The sequence below is a fragment of the Chryseobacterium edaphi genome, from assembly GCF_025628985.1.
In the GTDB taxonomy this organism is placed as follows: Bacteria; Bacteroidota; Bacteroidia; order Flavobacteriales; family Weeksellaceae; genus Chryseobacterium; species Chryseobacterium edaphi.
This window is the reverse complement of record NZ_JAOTEM010000003.1, coordinates 177,046-193,443: the sequence shown is the minus strand read 5'-3', so window position 1 is coordinate 193,443 and position 16,398 is coordinate 177,046. Positions and strand designations below refer to the sequence as shown.

General features: G+C 34.0%; 11 protein-coding genes and 2 tRNA genes. 6 read left to right on the top strand and 7 right to left on the bottom strand.

The genetic code is table 11. The features are described 5' to 3' along the window. Positions 1-8: 8 nt before the first annotated feature. The 4 genes from tamL to NZ698_RS13175 form a co-directional block, all read right to left on the bottom strand. A complete protein-coding gene (gene tamL, locus NZ698_RS13190) occupies positions 9-2,360 on the bottom strand; it encodes a translocation and assembly module lipoprotein TamL (RefSeq protein WP_263003628.1) in 2,352 nt (783 codons plus the stop codon). A gap of 76 nt (positions 2,361-2,436) precedes the next feature. Beyond that, a complete protein-coding gene (locus NZ698_RS13185; protein ID WP_263003626.1) occupies positions 2,437-7,476 on the bottom strand; it encodes a translocation/assembly module TamB domain-containing protein in 5,040 nt (1,679 codons plus the stop codon). Between the two features lie 537 nt (positions 7,477-8,013). Further along, positions 8,014-8,084: transfer RNA gene (locus NZ698_RS13180), tRNA-Gln, on the bottom strand. Between the two features lie 153 nt (positions 8,085-8,237). After that, a tRNA-Gln gene (locus tag NZ698_RS13175) sits at positions 8,238-8,308 on the bottom strand. A 98-nt stretch (positions 8,309-8,406) separates the two neighbouring features. On the opposite strand from NZ698_RS13175, the gene NZ698_RS13170 reads away from it, so the two are divergent. From NZ698_RS13170 to NZ698_RS13155, 4 genes are all read left to right on the top strand, one after another. Next, complete coding sequence (locus tag NZ698_RS13170; protein WP_263003625.1) at positions 8,407-9,438, top strand: AMP-binding protein; 1,032 nt, start codon at positions 8,407-8,409, stop codon at positions 9,436-9,438. A gap of 99 nt (positions 9,439-9,537) precedes the next feature. Continuing rightward, positions 9,538-9,930 carry an alternative ribosome rescue aminoacyl-tRNA hydrolase ArfB gene (gene arfB / locus NZ698_RS13165; protein ID WP_263003624.1) on the top strand — a complete coding sequence of 131 codons (393 nt, stop codon included), beginning with the start codon at positions 9,538-9,540 and terminating at the stop codon, positions 9,928-9,930. 47 nt (positions 9,931-9,977) lie between these two features. Next, on the top strand, positions 9,978-10,637 hold the full coding sequence (locus NZ698_RS13160) for a hypothetical protein (RefSeq protein WP_263003623.1): 660 nt from the start codon (positions 9,978-9,980) through the stop codon (positions 10,635-10,637). 27 nt (positions 10,638-10,664) lie between these two features. Then, positions 10,665-11,636, top strand: a complete 972-nt coding sequence (locus tag NZ698_RS13155) for a deoxyhypusine synthase family protein (RefSeq protein ID WP_047444737.1) — start codon at positions 10,665-10,667, stop codon at positions 11,634-11,636. Positions 11,637-11,771: 135 nt separating this feature from the next. On the opposite strand, the gene NZ698_RS13150 is transcribed toward NZ698_RS13155, so the two are convergent. Further along, positions 11,772-11,918, bottom strand: a complete 147-nt coding sequence (locus NZ698_RS13150; protein WP_263003622.1) for a hypothetical protein — start codon at positions 11,916-11,918, stop codon at positions 11,772-11,774. Positions 11,919-12,067: 149 nt separating this feature from the next. Continuing rightward, positions 12,068-12,859: a glucose 1-dehydrogenase gene (locus NZ698_RS13145; protein ID WP_263003621.1), complete on the bottom strand. Its 792-nt coding sequence runs from the start codon at positions 12,857-12,859 to the stop codon at positions 12,068-12,070. Between the two features lie 201 nt (positions 12,860-13,060). On the opposite strand from NZ698_RS13145, the gene NZ698_RS13140 reads away from it, so the two are divergent. After that, positions 13,061-13,357, top strand: a complete 297-nt coding sequence (locus NZ698_RS13140) for an MGMT family protein (RefSeq protein WP_263003620.1) — start codon at positions 13,061-13,063, stop codon at positions 13,355-13,357. 160 nt (positions 13,358-13,517) lie between these two features. Then, positions 13,518-14,318, top strand: a complete 801-nt coding sequence (locus NZ698_RS13135) for an alpha/beta hydrolase (protein WP_263003619.1) — start codon at positions 13,518-13,520, stop codon at positions 14,316-14,318. A gap of 115 nt (positions 14,319-14,433) precedes the next feature. Here NZ698_RS13135 and htpG read toward each other — a convergent pair whose 3' ends face one another. After that, positions 14,434-16,329, bottom strand: a complete 1,896-nt coding sequence (gene htpG, locus NZ698_RS13130; protein ID WP_263003618.1) for a molecular chaperone HtpG — start codon at positions 16,327-16,329, stop codon at positions 14,434-14,436. Positions 16,330-16,398: the final 69 nt, after the last annotated feature.

Below are 16,398 nucleotides of genomic sequence, written 5' to 3'. Positions count from 1 at the left end.
ATCTGCCATTAGAATGGATATCCGATGGCAATATTCAAGATCAGATTGTCTTTTCTCCAGTTTGAATCCCCAAAGTTAATTCTGTCAAGAACCCATCGGTCACTTTTTTCGTAGTAAGGAACTCTCAGAGGCATTGCGAGATCAAGTCTCATAATTAGAATTGAAAAATCTAGTCTCAAACCAACTCCGGCTCCTACAGCAACTTCACTTAAAAAATCTTTAGAAAATTTTCCGCCTGGTCTTGTATTGACACCGTTTTCATCAAGATCATCATTGATTAACCAGATATTTCCAGCATCCACAAACGCAGCGACATTTAAGAATTTGTAAAGATTAGCACGATATTCTGCGTTCAGTTCCAATTTGATATCACCTGCCTGATCAAATACAAAACCACCATTCTGTTGTTGCGGTCTCGGATCATAACTTCCGGGTCCCAAAGTTCTTGCACGGAAAGCTCTGATACTGTTACTTCCCCCTACAAAAAACTGTCTTGAAAACGGAATATATTCTGAATTTCCATAAGGCAAGGCAACTCCGGCAATGAATCTTGAAGCAAAAGATGTTTTTTCTGTAAACTTATGATAGAATCTTAAATCATTTTCAATCTTTGCGTACTGACTGAAAGGAACTCCAAATATTGATTTTTCTTTTCCTTCTTTTACATTAGCTCCGGTTACAAGTCCGGTAATATTTCCTGCCAAATCAAGCATTCCTTTATAATAGAATGTGTTTTTTCGGGGAAGCATTGTGGTGGAATAGGTGTAAGAATAAGTTGGGCCAAAAATAAGTTGCGGTGTAACCACTCTCTCTAAATAAGGGTTTTGTGGATATTTTGCTTCATATTTTGGTGTTACATTTGCCGGATCGATTAATGAAACATCAATCAATTTAAGTTCATGTTCTTTTCTTACATTTTCTTTCCACTGATATCCGAATGATGCATTGAATGTGTTTAAAGTATACAAAGTTGTACGGTTCTGGAATTCATATCCAATCTGAATATTGGTTCTCGGAACAAACGCACTCGACGAATTAAAATTGAACGGTGCGACAATTCTTGGAATTGACAACTGCGCATTTGCACCAGCTCTGAAAATATTTTCTGCATCTGCAGGACCACCGATCTGAACATCGAAAGCACCATAAACAGAAGCTTTAAACTGCTCTGCACCGCGGAAGAAGTTTCTTTGGGTCCAGTTTAAATTTAATTCGCTTCCTGCATAATTTGCAGAATTGGTTCTTCCCAAAGCTTCCAAACGTAAAGATTGTAATTCTCTTGGAGTCAAAATATAATACGCATCAAACTTATGATTTATAGAATCTGAAACTACAAATTCATTTTTTACAAATTTAAAAACACCTAAGCTAATCAGTCGGTTCAGTGATAAATTATGATCTTTTCTGTTGTAAATGTCTCCCTTGTCGAAATACAAAGCACGGTCGAACATTCTCGGTTTAAATTTCTTTTTAGGATCAACTACATAAATATCGTTGTACTCGTAACCTTTCAGAGAATCAGGATTCATCGGGATCTTATACAATCCTTTTTTGGCATCACGAAGATTGTAATTAGGAAAAACAACTACTTTATCAATCGTAAATTGTTCCCTGGCCAGTTTCGGAGTGTTGTCTTTTAGTTTAACAATCATCTCAACTTTATGATCTTTACTTACCGTACTGTCTGCCTGAACGATAATATTGTCGGGATTGAAATAATAAAAACCTTTGTCTTTTAAGCCATCATCAATTCGCTGTCTTTCAGATTTGATGACATCAAGGTCAAAAGGATTTCCTGCTTTTAATAAAGTTTTTTCCTTTAAATTCTGAATTTCCCGATTAACAAGAGAAGAATCCTGAACAAAATTCACATTACTGATTAAATATTGCGCTCCAGGATTTAAAGTGTAAATTACTCTCGCTTTTTTATTTTTTGAAACGGTATCGTACTTTGCTTTGGCGTTGAAATAACCTTTGTTTTCAGAATAATTGACAATAATATCTTTGTTAAATTCTCTGTCGACATCACCTAATAAAACAGGCTCCTCACCAAATTTATATTTCAGCCAATATCTTAAACCCTTTTCTTTTTTCGGTTCTTTTGTAACATTGTAAGCGTAAAGTTTTGGTCTTAAACCAAGAAACGATGAATTTGGTTTTGGCGTTAAATTTTCTTCAAGCGCGGCTTTCAGTTCGTTCTTTTTCTTTTTGGGAAGTGTATCATTTTCAATCTTTACTTCTGCTCCTGTATAAAGCATTTGTCCTTCCTTCAGAAATTTGGTATTGCTACACGAGACAGCCGCAGCAGTGATTCCCGACGCTAGAAAATATTTACAGTATATATTAAATTTGCTTTTCATTTGTAGATTTAGATTTGTTTTTTTTCAAATGGATCGTCAATATTGTATGTTTAAAAAATGTTAATGACGATTTCATTTACTTAAATTCTACGACTTGGTTATTTAGTTTTTTCTTATTCTCTCTGTTTTCCTTATTTCGATTATTTCTAGACTTTCTGAAAATATCTCTGAACTTGTCATAATCTAAGGTGATGATAAATCCAACTCCCGTTTCTACGATCTGACCTTGTAATGCAACCTGATAATCATTTTTACGGTAAGCACGAAGCATATATCTTCCGTCTCTTGAAAGGCTGTAATCTACAGTTACATCACCTGCAATATTGGTCGTATTCTCATTTTGTCTGGCTTCACCTTCCAATCCAAAATTACTTCCAACCGAAACTTTTAGACGATCATTCAGTAATTTTTTACTTAAACCAATGTTAAGATCAGTTCTGGTATTTTGAGTTCCGGTAGAGTAGTCTTCGGTAGATTCCAGATCAAAATTTAAATCAACGCCTTTTATTAAATCAGAAGCTAAATTATTCAACTGTTGAGAAAGAATTTTACTTACACTTTGTCTTGCCATCGTCTCTGCAGAAACTCCTGAGTTACTTTGGAAAGGATTTTCACCAATAAATCGGTTTAATAAAAGTAAAGCAAAAACCTGCTTGTTCATCTCGTTCGGATCTTGTCTTAATTGAGCGAGTTTTCCGTCAATGGTTTCTGTAACCGCAGACGAAACTGCATTGTTTTTCTCATCTGTTGTAATGTCAAAAGTAATTTCAGGCTTCAACAATTCACCTTTCAGAATCAATAATGTATTAAACGGAATTCTCTGTTTGTATTGATTCAAATCTGCATCACCAACTTGTTGCTCGATCAAATCAATTGGAGCGGTTTCGGTTTTATAAATTGCCGTAATATCAAGATTGGCAGTTGTTGGTTCACCTGTCCAGGTAATGGTACTTCCTTTTTGGATGTCAAATTTTCTTTTCAGAACGCTTACAGACATTTCATAACTACCTTTTTCAACCTGATAAACACCTACTAAAGTTGTTTTTCCGGAAGGATCGATTCCACCTGTCAAATCAGCTTGTCCTTGCAGTTTCACAAAATCTCCGGCTGCTTTATCAATCACGATTGACATTTTTGCTTCTTTATCCACTTCGATATTCACGTTCACATCCATTCCTTTGATCGGTGTTTGCGTGTCGATAGAATCTGCTTTAATGGTTTTATTTAAAGCAATTTGATCCTGATCAATAAATTCTACAATCCCGTCTCTTTCCTGCAATGATGGACTTGATTGAGGCAGAACAAATGTAAAGTCGGTGTCTTTAGAAATTGCTAGTTTTCCGTCAACTTTTGGAAGATCAAGATTTCCACGTACCTGTAATGCTGCATCAATAGAAAGAATTCCATAGAGCATTGCATCGTTCGATTTCTCAGAATTCACCACTTTAAAATCTTTGGCGTTCACATCAAGATTAAATGCAAAATCTCTGTAAGTCTGTGTCAGAATCTGTCCGTCAATTTTTAAAGAATTTCCATCTTTGTCATTGATTTTGAAGTCGTCTAATTCAATTCCTCTTCTCGTAAAGTCAATTTCATCATTGATCTTTCTGAAATCACTTCCTGTCTGAGAAATCATCAATCCGACATTATTCATTTTGATTGTACCTAAAATGCTCGGCGCAGTCGTCGTTCCTGTAACTTTCAGATTGCCGGAAAGATAACCTTCCGTATTTGTAATCGCATTCATAGAAAAGCCTTGCAGCGTTTTCATCTGAAGCTGATTCATGGCTAAATCCAGATTGAAAGTACTTGCTGAAGTATTATAATTTCCTGTGATTTTTACATCATTATTGTTTCCAGAAAGTGCAATATCAGCGTTCAGAAGATTGGCTGACTGATTATTAACTTTTATGGCCAAATTCCCGACCGGACTTCCGTAAACGATCAGGTCAGAAACATTGATGTCTGAAGTGAAAGTCATTTTTTTAGTTAAATCTCTCAGTTGCGCCGTTCCATTAATTGTTCCTTTTGCTAAAAGTGAATCTTTTTTAATGATTTCGGTAATTGTTTCAATTTTAAAATCTTTTAATGAAACATTTAAAGGACTGCTTGGAGAACTGCTTTCAGACTGCAAAGAAATCTCGGCTCCTGCATTCGAAAGAGTAAAATTATCTGCAACAATTCCCTGACTGAAAATCTGGATCTTGTTATTTTCGGCGACCGTCCAATCCATATAATTTAGTTTTAAACCATTTGGATTTAATGAAATTTCGGTAATGTCATTCATCGATTTTGCGTTTCCGGCAATCAAAAACTGGGTGACATCTTTATCGTCTTTTGTGGTGATGTTGTAATTGATGATATTGTTGGCAACATCTCCGTTGATATTGACTTTATTTAAAGCAAAACTTTCACTTTTTAAAGCTGCAACACTCAGATCATATTGCAAAGCCTGATTTTCATTGGTTATTTTTAGAGATGTGCTTTCAAGTGTATTGGTTCCATACAAAACCTGTGGAATTTGTGCGTCAACCAAAATTTGCTGAGAATCTGCATTATAATTTCCATTGATATTAATGGTTTCAAAACTTTTCAATTCGGGAACAAATTTTCTGATCAAATCATCATTTTTGATTTTTGCATTGAAAGTGAAAAATTGTCCTGCATCAATCTTCTGAGTTTTCCCCGGCTTCTGAAATTGATAATATTGATTGATGGTTTTCTGTAAAGCTCCGAAGATTTGGGTCAGTTTGTATTTTCCGTTCAGTTCAACATCTGCAATCTGAGAATTGAATTTGATCTTCGTAGAATCCGCAGTAGAAACTGCTACTAAGTTAACTTCCTGAATCGGATAAACTTCTTTGGTATCTGAAATGGCGAAATCTTTAAGATTCAGATATCCGTTTAAATTATCAGGATCAAGACTTTTAAAATCACCGTCAATTGCTCCTGCAATGATCATTGGTGATTTGTAGAATCCTAATTTATTTAAATCTAATTTATTGATATTTCCATTAACTTTTACGGTCGGATTTTTGTCGTCATAAACTCCTGAAGCTGTCAGTTGTAAATTGGCATTCGGATCTTTTGAATTAAGAATTACATTATATGCTCCGCGGTTGATTTTCCCTACCAGATTCATGTTTTGATAACGGTAACCTTTGTAAGTTGCAGATTGTACAAAACCTTTAAGATTGGCATTGGCATTTTTAAAGTCAAAACTTTCTCCTTTCGCTGAAATCTGAGCAGTAACTGATCCTAAATCTTTATTCTGAATGATTTTTCCGATCTGTAAATTCTGAAGATTGGCTTTTACATCATACAATTCACGGTTTTTTCTCCGCATGTCGACCTTCGCAATAATTCCGGCATTTCCAAGAGTTGAAGTAAGGCGTAAATTGGTGTCAACAACTTTTGTTGTTCCTTTTGCGGTTCCTTTTATGGTAAAGAATGATGGTAAAGTGATATTTTTAGGAATCGTATTTTTCGGAACTAAATTATAAATCGTCTTTGCAGATGAAGAAACTTCTGCAATTTTTAAATCATAATACAGATTATCAGGATTCATTGCATTTTTAATTCGTCCTGAAGCCGCAACTTTCAATTGATCCAACCCTGAAACTTTCAGATTCTGAATAGCAAGATCATTAATTGTTCCTTTCAAAATCGCATTCACATTCAAAGTCGCATTCGGATATTTATTGAACGGCGCGGTATTTCGCAAGGTCGGAACCAAATTTAAAATATCTGAAAACCCGATTTTAGAATCACGGATGTCTGCAGAGATTTTCACACCTCCAGGATTTGCAGAAAGCTGTTCGATTGAGTTGTAATTAAGAATAATTTCGTCTCTTAAAACCGTTTTCGGAGTCTGTAAATAAAGATTTTTCAGATAAGCTTGTTCTGCTTCATACACAAAATCAGTATTGAATTTCTGAACATTCAAACCTCTTGCTTCCTGAATCTCGGCAGATTTTACACTTCCCGCAAAACCATTGTTTTCCATTTTGAAGTTTCGAACATCAAGATTTAATTTAGCAAAATTTAAATGGTTAAAATCCATTCCGCTTTTTGTTGGAGCAACTGCGGTGTTGTTGTACGCGACTTTTACATCATCAAAAATCAGTTTTCCTAAAAGAACTTTCATCGCTTTTTCCTTCGCTGAATTTGGTGATGTTGACTTTTCAGGTTTTGTATCTTTAGGATTTGCATTTGCAGTCGGAAGATACAGATTGGCATTAATATTTGCACCTGTCAGATAAACATTTCCGACATTGTAAGATTTATTCTCAAGATCAAGATCATTAATATTGGTGCTCAGTTCTTTAAAAAGAACTTTAGCAAATGTTTTGGTATTGTCGTCACCATAATCAATGTTGAAATTGGTCAGTTTAATTCCGCTTAAGCCCAATTTCATTGGTTTTTTCTGATTAAGAGAATCTACTTTCTGCTCAACATTATCTGCAACTTCTTCTATGAAATCCTGTTTCAGTTTTAATTTTAATCCATCAAGATTAATATCATTAACTGCATAAGAATTATTTTGTAGATCAAACGTTTTTACTCTAGTGTCGAAAGAATTGAAATAAACCTTGATGTCATTTTTTGATTGTTGATCATTGAAGGTCAAACCAATATCTTTCAGTTTAATTTTATCTAAAGAAATAATAAAAGGCTTCGATGTACTTTCTTCTTTGTCTGAAGTTGCGAATGCATCAATGATATAATCAAAATTGAATTTTCCGTCAGGTTTTCTCACGACATTCGCTCTTACACCTTCAAGATCAACCGACGTAATATCCGCTTTTGATTTGATTAGTTTCCACATATCTAAACCAACATCAAACTTTCTTACGGCTAAAAGGGTGTCGATATTCTGACCTTTCAAATACAAATTTTCCATAACAAGACTGTTTGGAAAGCCGATGTAAACTTTTTCAAGACTTACTTTTGTTTTGATCTTTTTCTCAAGATAAACGACAAGTTTATCTTTAACGTAATTCTGAACAGCAGGAATTCTCAGACTGAAAATAGCGAGAATTATAATAACCAGTATCGAAATAATAGTTATAATGATACCTTTAACGATTTTTTTAAAGTTTATTTTTTTTTTCAATTTTCTACGATTTAGAATAACATAAATAATTACTTGTAAGGACGATAGATATTGAGCCTATCTTAATTATAAGTGCTTATATGTTAAGTTTTATCAATTGAAAAATAAGAATATAGGAATGTTTTCATGATTATCTTTTTATGATTTAGTTTAAAAGAAAAACTTTTGATAAAAAATACCTGCAATATGTTTGCCAACCCGCATAAAATCATGTTAAATTCAATAAAATTAAGAGATTAAATCTGCTATGAGAGGTTAAATTATTTCAAATATTAGGATTTAAATACTTTAACCGCTGATGAATTTTTTCACCTAGTATTAATGTGGGTCAAATAAGGATTTGATTGAAGATAACTGGGCAATTATCTGTATTCAGAATATTGTTGTTAATTTAAAGCATAAGACTTTTACGTAAGCAGATTTGCTTTTGTTACCAAGAGAATTTTTTTGGGAAATTTGATTAAAAGTTTTGGAATAAAACTTCAAGTTTGAAAGATTGATGAGATAAAAAAACCATCCTCAGAAAAGGATGGTTTGTAGACCCACAGGGATTCGAACCCCGGATAACGGTACCAAAAACCGGTGTGTTACCACTACACTATGGGTCTGTTTTATTTTGGTGGTGCAAATTTACAGTTTTTTTATTCATTTGCAAGAAATTGTTGATAAAGTTTAAATCGCAACATAATATAAGTGATCAAACTTAAACTTTTACAGAGATTTTTATAAAACAAAAACCATCCTTAAAAAAGGATGGTTTGTAGACCCACAGGGATTCGAACCCCGGATAACGGTACCAAAAACCGGTGTGTTACCACTACACTATAGGTCTGTTTTATTTTGGTGATGCAAATTTACAGTTTTTTTATTTACTTGCAAATCGTTTTTTATTTTTTTTTAAATTTACATGATATTTTTAGCAGCGTAACCATGGTGATTGACTTCAATAATCTCGAAATTAATAATTTACATTCTCAGACAGAATTTGAAAAAAAAGTATTTTTTTTTTTAGAAGAATGGTTATCGGATTCAGAGAAGGTAAATGTTCAAACATCAGGATCGACCGGTATTCCGAAAATTTTTGAAATTGAGAAACAGAAAATGTTGAACTCTGCAAAGATGACCTGTGATTTTTTAGGATTAAGTGAAAATGATAAAGCATTGATCTGTCTTCCTGTAGAATATATTTCAGGGAAAATGATGATTGTAAGATCTTTTGAAAGAAGGTTGAAATTGATTGTTAAAAATCCATCTTTGGAATCTTTAAAAGATTTAGATGAAACTATCGATTTCTGTGCGATGACTCCTTTGCAGGTTGAAAATTCTTTGAACAAAATCCATTTGATTAAAAATCTGATTATCGGTGGTGCAGCAGTTTCGGAATCTTTAAAATCAAAAATTATTGAAGTGCTCAAGCTTTCTGACTCCCAAACTAAAATCTACGAAACGTACGGAATGTCGGAAACGCTTTCTCATATTGCCTTGAAAGAAATTTATCCTCACCAGAATGATTATTTCACAGCTTTTGAAAATGTTTCTATATCAAAAGATGAAAGAGGCTGTCTGAAAATTTCAGCACCAGATCTAAATTCTGAAATTCTGCAAACTAATGATTTAGTCGAAATTAGCAATGACAATCGATTTAGGTTTTTAGGGAGAATTGATAATGTCATCAATTCAGGAGGTGCAAAAATCTTTCCCGAAGAACTCGAAGATTTGGTGAAAAAAGAAATTCCGAATGAAGTTGTTTTTTTAGGATTAAAAGATGAAAGTTTGGGACAGAAATTGATTGCTGTCATTGAAGGTGAAAAATCAGACGATTTAATTAAAAAAATAAGTGAAATTCAGTTTGAAAAAAGTTTTCACAAACCAAAAGAAATTATCTTTGTTGAGGAAATTCCACGAACTCCAAATGGGAAAATAAGCAGAATAGAACTTTTGAAGATGATTGATAATAATTAATTTTTTTAAAGTTGAACTCGCGAACCACCCCGTCTCAATTTTCCAAAGAAAATTGAATCAACCCTCCAAGGGAGGGAAATTTGAACATTGAATAACACTATGAAAGATTTCACAAAAGAGCTCAATTTCAAAACTTCTCGCAGTAGCGGAGCAGGAGGTCAGAATGTGAATAAAGTAGAAACCTCCGTAACTGTAACATGGAAAGTTGATGATTCTGAATTTTTTAACGAAAGACAGAAGAGTTTAATCAGAGAAAAACTTAAAAACAGAATCAATCTTGAGGGATTTTTATTTCTAAGTGTTTCAGAAAGCAGAACGCAGTTTCAAAATAAAAAAATTGCTATCGAAAAAATTCTTGATTTGGTAGATAAATCTTTATTTATTCCAAAATTTAGAGCGAAGACAAAACCTACAAGATCTTCGGTAGAAAAACGGATTCAGCAGAAGAAACAAAATTCAGATAAAAAAGAAAACAGACGTTTCAAGTTTTAATTCTCTGCATTTGGAAAAAAATGTATTTTTGCGGAAAATTAATGATAATGTTTAAAAAACTTTTACTTACGGGAGCATTCGCAATCCCATTCTTTTTCTCAGCACAGGAAACTTCAGAATCCAGAATTTCAGTAATACCTTCGGTTGGTTACGCATGGCGTCTTGCAAAAATGCCTGAAGGAATTTCAAAAGAATCAAGAGATTACATCAAAGGTTTAAAAAGTGGAGTAGATGTAAGTGTTTCTGCTTATTATCACCTTAAAAGCAACAGCGCAGTTGGTTTGAAATATTCAACTTATTTAGCGTCAAGTGATGGAAGAATTGTTGTACAAGGCTCAAATGGTCAAGTTGTTTCGGGATTTGTAAGTACGAAAGATAATATCACTTTTGTTGGTCCGGCTTACATGTTTTCAAATTTCAAAGAAGATACAAAACATAAATTATTTTATGACATTGCTTTGGGCGTGATTACTTACACTACCAAAACCGGTTCTATTACAGGGAAAGGCTCTAACCTTGGTTTGGAAGCCAATTTTGCTTATCAATATGCACTTACTAATCATATTTTTATAGGTCCTAAATTGGGTCTTACTGGTGGAACATTGAGCAAGATGAAATACAATGGTACAACGGTAGATTTCGGTGAGGAAGAAAGAGAAGGATTAAGTAGACTTTCTTTGAGCGCAGCGGCAACTTTCCATTTTTAAATTTTATCTTTGTAAAAAATTAGAAAAATGAGCAAACCGATTACTGAGTTCATAGAAAAATATTATCTGCACTTCAATGCAGCAGCTTTGGTAGACGCATCAAAAGGATATGTTGCGCATCTTAAAGAAGGTGGAAAAATGATGATCACTTTGGCCGGAGCAATGTCTACCGCTGAATTGGGGAAAATTTTAGCTGAAATGATCCGTCAGGACAAAGTTGATTTCATTTCTTGTACAGGAGCAAACCTTGAAGAAGATTTGATGAATTTGGTGGCGCATTCTCACTACGAAAGAGTTCCTCACTACAGAGATTTGACAGCTCAGGACGAATGGGATTTGTTGGAAAGAGGTCTGAACAGAGTTACAGATACCTGTATTCCTGAAGAAGAAGCTTTTAGAAGATTGCAGAAACACATCGTTGAGATCTGGAAAGATGCTGAAGCAAAAGGTGAGAGATATTTTCCGCATGAATTTATGTATAAAATGATTCTTTCTGGTGTTCTTGAGCAGTATTACGAAATTCCTAGAGAAAACTCCTGGATGATCGCTGCAGCAGAGAAAAATCTTCCGATTGTTGTTCCGGGATGGGAAGATTCTACCATGGGAAACATTTTTGCTTCATATTGCATAAAAGGTGAATTGACGGCAACAACAATGAAGTCAGGAATCGAGTACATGACGTATTTGGCAGATTGGTACACTAAAAACTCAGCAGGAAAAGGAGTTGGATTCTTCCAGATTGGTGGAGGTATTGCAGGAGATTTCCCGATTTGCGTTGTTCCGATGTTGTACCAAGATATGGAAATGCACGACATTCCGTTCTGGTCATATTTCTGTCAGATTTCAGATTCTACTACTTCTTACGGTTCGTATTCAGGAGCTGTTCCGAATGAGAAAATTACTTGGGGAAAATTGGATATTACGACACCGAAATTTATCGTTGAAAGTGATGCTACGATTTGTGCACCTTTGATGTTCTCTTATATTTTAGAAAATTAATAAAGTATAAAACTGGAGTCTTAAGCTCTGATATATAAAAAACGTTCCAAATCTTGGGACGTTTTTTTTGACTAAAATTCATTAGTTGACCGCTGTATTGTCGGTAGAAAATATTTATTCTGATAAAATTAAAAATTAATCCATTGAATTAATCAGTACAAAATATCTGTACGCTAAAATTGCTTTCTGAAATTTTGTTAATTTCAAAGGATCTTTAACACTCAATTTTGGTAAAACTTTTTTGTTGATTTTATTTAAAAATCTGAAAACTGACTTTTTCATAATTTTAGATTTTGGTAGAGTGAATGATTCAAAAATTATGCAAACAAAAAATTATAATTTAAATATAAAAAAAAATTGTCCGCTATTTAACGGACAACTAATTTTGCTTATTGCTTATTGCTTATTGCTTATTGCTTATTGCTTATTGCTTACGAGTTTCCATACATATTCGATTCTCCACCATCAATTGCGATTACCTGTCCCGAAACATATCCGTTTTCATCACTTAAAAGATAAGCAACTAAATTTCCGACATCTTTTGGATCACCCAATTTTCTCGTAGGATTTCTTGATGCATATTCAGTTTCTGCCGCTTTCGGATCGCTTGGATTCACCTGTTTAAAAGCTTCTGCAACCATCGGTGTCAAAATTGCACCCGGTGCAATGGCATTTGTCAGAATATTATCTTTTCCGTATTCCAAAGCTGCATTTTTGGTCATTCCGGCTACAGCATGTTTTGTTGCAACATAAGCAGTTTGATTTAAAACTCCTCTGATTCCGCCAACGGAAGCTACGTTTACAATTCTACCGCTTCCATTTTTCTGCATTTCAGGAATTGCATACTTCATTCCGTAGTAAACTCCCAAAAGATTGATGTCGATTACTTTTTTGAAAACGTCAATATCATATTCAACCAACGGAGCCTGTTTTCCTTCGATTCCCGCATTATTATACAATCCGTCAACTTTTCCAAACTCTTTTACAGTTTGATCGACATAGTTTTTTACATTTTCTTCTACCGAAACATCTGCCGTTACCGTAAGAAATTTACTTTCAGGATATTTCGACTGTAAATCAGTTTTGGCTTTTTCAAGTGCTTCAGCGTTAAAATCTACAAGTGTAAGATCTGCACCTTTTGAAGCTAAAGCATCGGCAGCAGCCAGTCCTAATCCCATTGCAGCACCTGTAACGATCACTGCTTTTCCTTTAAAATTTGACATATTATTTTGTTATATATTCAATGCTTCAATTTACAACAATGATGCCTTTTAAATATTAATATATTATAAATTTGTGTTAAACTTCGCAAAATTGTTTTTAAAACTCTTATGAAATCTTGTCAAGATTGTCTAATAACGTTGATGGTAAATTAATGAAACGATTGAGAAATTTGTTAAATTTGGATTATTCAAATCAATAAAATGAACGAACTTTTCAAACAACAGGTCTGGGAAATATCTAAACTTATTCCTAAAGGCAGAGTTTCTTCTTACGGAGCGATAGCAAAAGCCGTTGGATTTCCTAATCATTCGCGCCATGTAGGAAAAGCAATGGGCGGTTGTCCGAAAGACGTTCCGGCGCATCGTGTGATTTCGAGTTCGGGAACTCTGTCAGTTCCGGAATTTCAGGAAAGACTCGAAGCAGAAGGAATTGAAGTAGAAAATTTCAGAATTAAAAACTTCAAAACACTTTTTTGGAACCCTTTGGAAGAATTGTAAGCATTAAGATTGTTAAAATATTCAATTAACTTTTTCGCAAGAAATACTCAATACTAAAAATTGACAGTTGAGTCTTTAAAAAGAACTGTTCGGTGATTTAAATTTTCAAAAAGCAGTTTTCAGTACCTATCTTTACTTCATAATAATAAAAACAACTACTATGAAAGCTAAAGCTGTTATCACTTTTTTATGTATTATTCTTATACAATTTTTTCAAGCTCAGATTGATGATAAATTTTACCAGCCAAGTAAAGAATTAAAGCCTATTGAAAGTTTAAAATATGAAGAAATTGCATTACCTGTTGAGAAGGATACTATTACTGCAATTGTTCTGAAGCCTAATTCTGCTAAACCAAAAGCAACGATTTTATTTTTTCACGGTGCAGGAGGGAATGTTTCTACTTATATATTTATGATCAAACCTTTAGTCGATAACGGTTTTCAGGTTGTTATGGTAGATTTCAGAGGTTATGGAAAGTCAACCGGAACACCTACTCACATCAATATCGCAGAGGACGGACAAAAGTTCTTTGATTTTGTAACCAAAAGAAAAGACGTGAAAAACACAAAAATAATTATTTATGGAGCTTCTTTGGGATCTCAGATTTCAGCACATTTAGCGAGAGCCAATAAAGATAAAATTTCAGGTCTAGTAATTGACGGTGGAATGTCTTCATTCGCAGATATTGCAGCAGTATTTGCTCCTCAATTCAAAGACGCCCTTGCCGAAATGCTGTCATCTGTCTATGCTGCAAAAGAAGATGTGAAATATACAGAAGGTCTTCCGAAACTGTTTGTGTATAGTAAAAATGATAAAACGATTCCTTTTTCTCAAGGAGAAGAACTTTACAAAAATGCTTCTGAGCCGAAACAATTTTTCGAGTTTTCATTTGATCATCTTGAAGCAGTAAATGAAAAACCGGCAGAACTTTTAAAAGCAATTGAGGGTTTGATTAAGTAAATTACTATTACAATATATTGAAAATAGTTTCGGCGGAGCCAAAGGCTCCGCCGAAACTATTTAAGTATTCAACCTTCAAGACCTCAAAGCCTTGAAGGTTTGTTTAATAAAAAAATTACTTCTCAAGTTGCTTATAGCTTCTCTGAATAAAATCTGTCAAATCTTTTCCTTTCAACAAATTCTGAGAAAGTTTAGCTAAATCTAAAGCATATTTAATCTGAGAACTTTTCTCTTCAGCATTTTCATTAGCCAGAATTTTAGTAGCAAACTCACTGTTAGAGTTCACCACCAAATTATACATTTCCGGGAAACCGCCCATTCCAAACATTCCGCCACCGCCGGTTGCCTGCATGTCTTTCATTCTACGCATGAATTCAGGTTGAGTGATTGTGAAAGGAGCATCAGTGCTGTCTAAATCTTCCAACTGAACGGTGAATTTTTTATCATTAATTGACTCTTCAACACTTTTCTTTAAAGCTTCCTTTTCAGTTTCATTTAATTTAGAAATCGCAGGCTCGTCTTTTTTAATCAGATTATTGATGTGATCTGCATCGACTCTTGCAAACGAAATTTTCTCTTTTGAAGTTTCTAATTTCTGAATTAAATGCGGAACAATCGGAGAATCTAAAAGAATAACTTCGTAACCTTTGTCTTTCGCAGACTGAATGTAAGAATGCTGCTCATCAGCATTGGTAGCATAAAGAATAATTAAATTTCCATCTTTATCAGTTTGAGAAGGTTTGATTTTTTCTTCCAGTTCATTCCAAAGGAAATACTTTCCGTCAGTTGTTGGGTACAATGCAAATTTGTCAGATTTTTCGAAGAATTTGTCTTCAGAAATCATTCCGTATTCAATAACGATTTTAATGTCGTTCCATTTTTTATTGTAATCTTCACGGTTTTCATTGATCAGAGAAACCATTTTATCGGCAACTTTCTTCGTGATGTAAGAAGAAATTTTCTTCACAGCCCCGTCAGCTTGCAAATAAGAACGGGAAACATTCAATGGAATATCCGGAGAATCGATCACACCTCTCAACAACATCAAAAAGTCAGGAACAATACCTTTCACCTCATCAGTGACATACACCTGATTTTGGTACAATTGAATTTTATCTTTTTCGATGTTTAAATTGTTCGCCAATTTTGGAAAGAACAAAACTCCTGTTAAATTAAATGGATAATCAACATTCAAATGAATATTAAACAAAGGCTCTTCAAACTGCATTGGGTACAATTCATGATAGAAAGCTTTATAATCTTCATCTTTCAATTCGTTTGGAGCTTTCGTCCAGGCCGGAGTTGGATTATTGACGATATTGTCAATTTCAACAGTTTCTGCCACTGCATCTTCTGCAGATCCTTCCGGTAAAGGAAGCGTTTCAGTTTTTGTTCCGAATTTGATAGGAACAGGCATGAATTTGTTGTATTTCATCAACAGTTCACGGATTCTACTTTCTTCTAAAAATTCTGTAGAATCTTCTGCTATGTGAAGGATAATTTCCGTTCCTCTGTCAGTTTTGTCAGTAGTTTCTTCTAAAGTAAATTCCGGACTTCCGTCGCAAATCCAACGAACTGCAGGATTTTCATCACGATAAGATTTGGTAAGGATCTCAACTTTTTCAGCCACCATAAAAGCGGAGTAGAAGCCTAAACCAAAGTGCCCGATAATACCTGAATCTTTAGCCGAATCTTTATACTTGTCCAAAAATTCTTCAGCTCCGGAAAAAGCTACCTGATTGATGTATTTTTCAACTTCTTCAGCAGTCATTCCCAAACCTTGGTCGATGATGTGAAGTTTCTTATTTTCCTTATCAATTCTTACTTCGATTTTCGGATTTCCGTAGTCTACTTTTGCTTCACCGATATTGGTTAAGTGCTTTAATTTCAAAGTTGCATCAGTTGCATTTGAAATTAATTCTCTTAAAAATATTTCGTGGTCGCTGTATAAAAATTTCTTAATCAACGGAAAAATATTTTCCACCGAAACATTGATATTTCCTTTTGTCATTTTATTTTATTTTTAAATTTGATTTTCAAATCTCAAAAAAAATACCATCGATCGGAAAGTGACAGATTG

Excerpts from the sequence above, each read along its gene's own strand:
- tamL (WP_263003628.1), bottom strand. The coding sequence starts at position 2,360 with ATGAAAAGCAAATTTAATATATACTGTAAATATTTTCTAGCGTCGGGA.
- NZ698_RS13170 (WP_263003625.1), top strand. The coding sequence starts at position 8,407 with ATGGTGATTGACTTCAATAATCTCGAAATTAATAATTTACATTCTCAG.
- arfB (WP_263003624.1), top strand. The coding sequence starts at position 9,538 with ATGAAAGATTTCACAAAAGAGCTCAATTTCAAAACTTCTCGCAGTAGC.
- NZ698_RS13160 (WP_263003623.1), top strand. The coding sequence starts at position 9,978 with ATGTTTAAAAAACTTTTACTTACGGGAGCATTCGCAATCCCATTCTTT.
- NZ698_RS13155 (WP_047444737.1), top strand. The coding sequence starts at position 10,665 with ATGAGCAAACCGATTACTGAGTTCATAGAAAAATATTATCTGCACTTC.
- NZ698_RS13150 (WP_263003622.1), bottom strand. The coding sequence starts at position 11,918 with ATGAAAAAGTCAGTTTTCAGATTTTTAAATAAAATCAACAAAAAAGTT.
- NZ698_RS13145 (WP_263003621.1), bottom strand. The coding sequence starts at position 12,859 with ATGTCAAATTTTAAAGGAAAAGCAGTGATCGTTACAGGTGCTGCAATG.
- NZ698_RS13140 (WP_263003620.1), top strand. The coding sequence starts at position 13,061 with ATGAACGAACTTTTCAAACAACAGGTCTGGGAAATATCTAAACTTATT.
- NZ698_RS13135 (WP_263003619.1), top strand. The coding sequence starts at position 13,518 with ATGAAAGCTAAAGCTGTTATCACTTTTTTATGTATTATTCTTATACAA.
- htpG (WP_263003618.1), bottom strand. The coding sequence starts at position 16,329 with ATGACAAAAGGAAATATCAATGTTTCGGTGGAAAATATTTTTCCGTTG.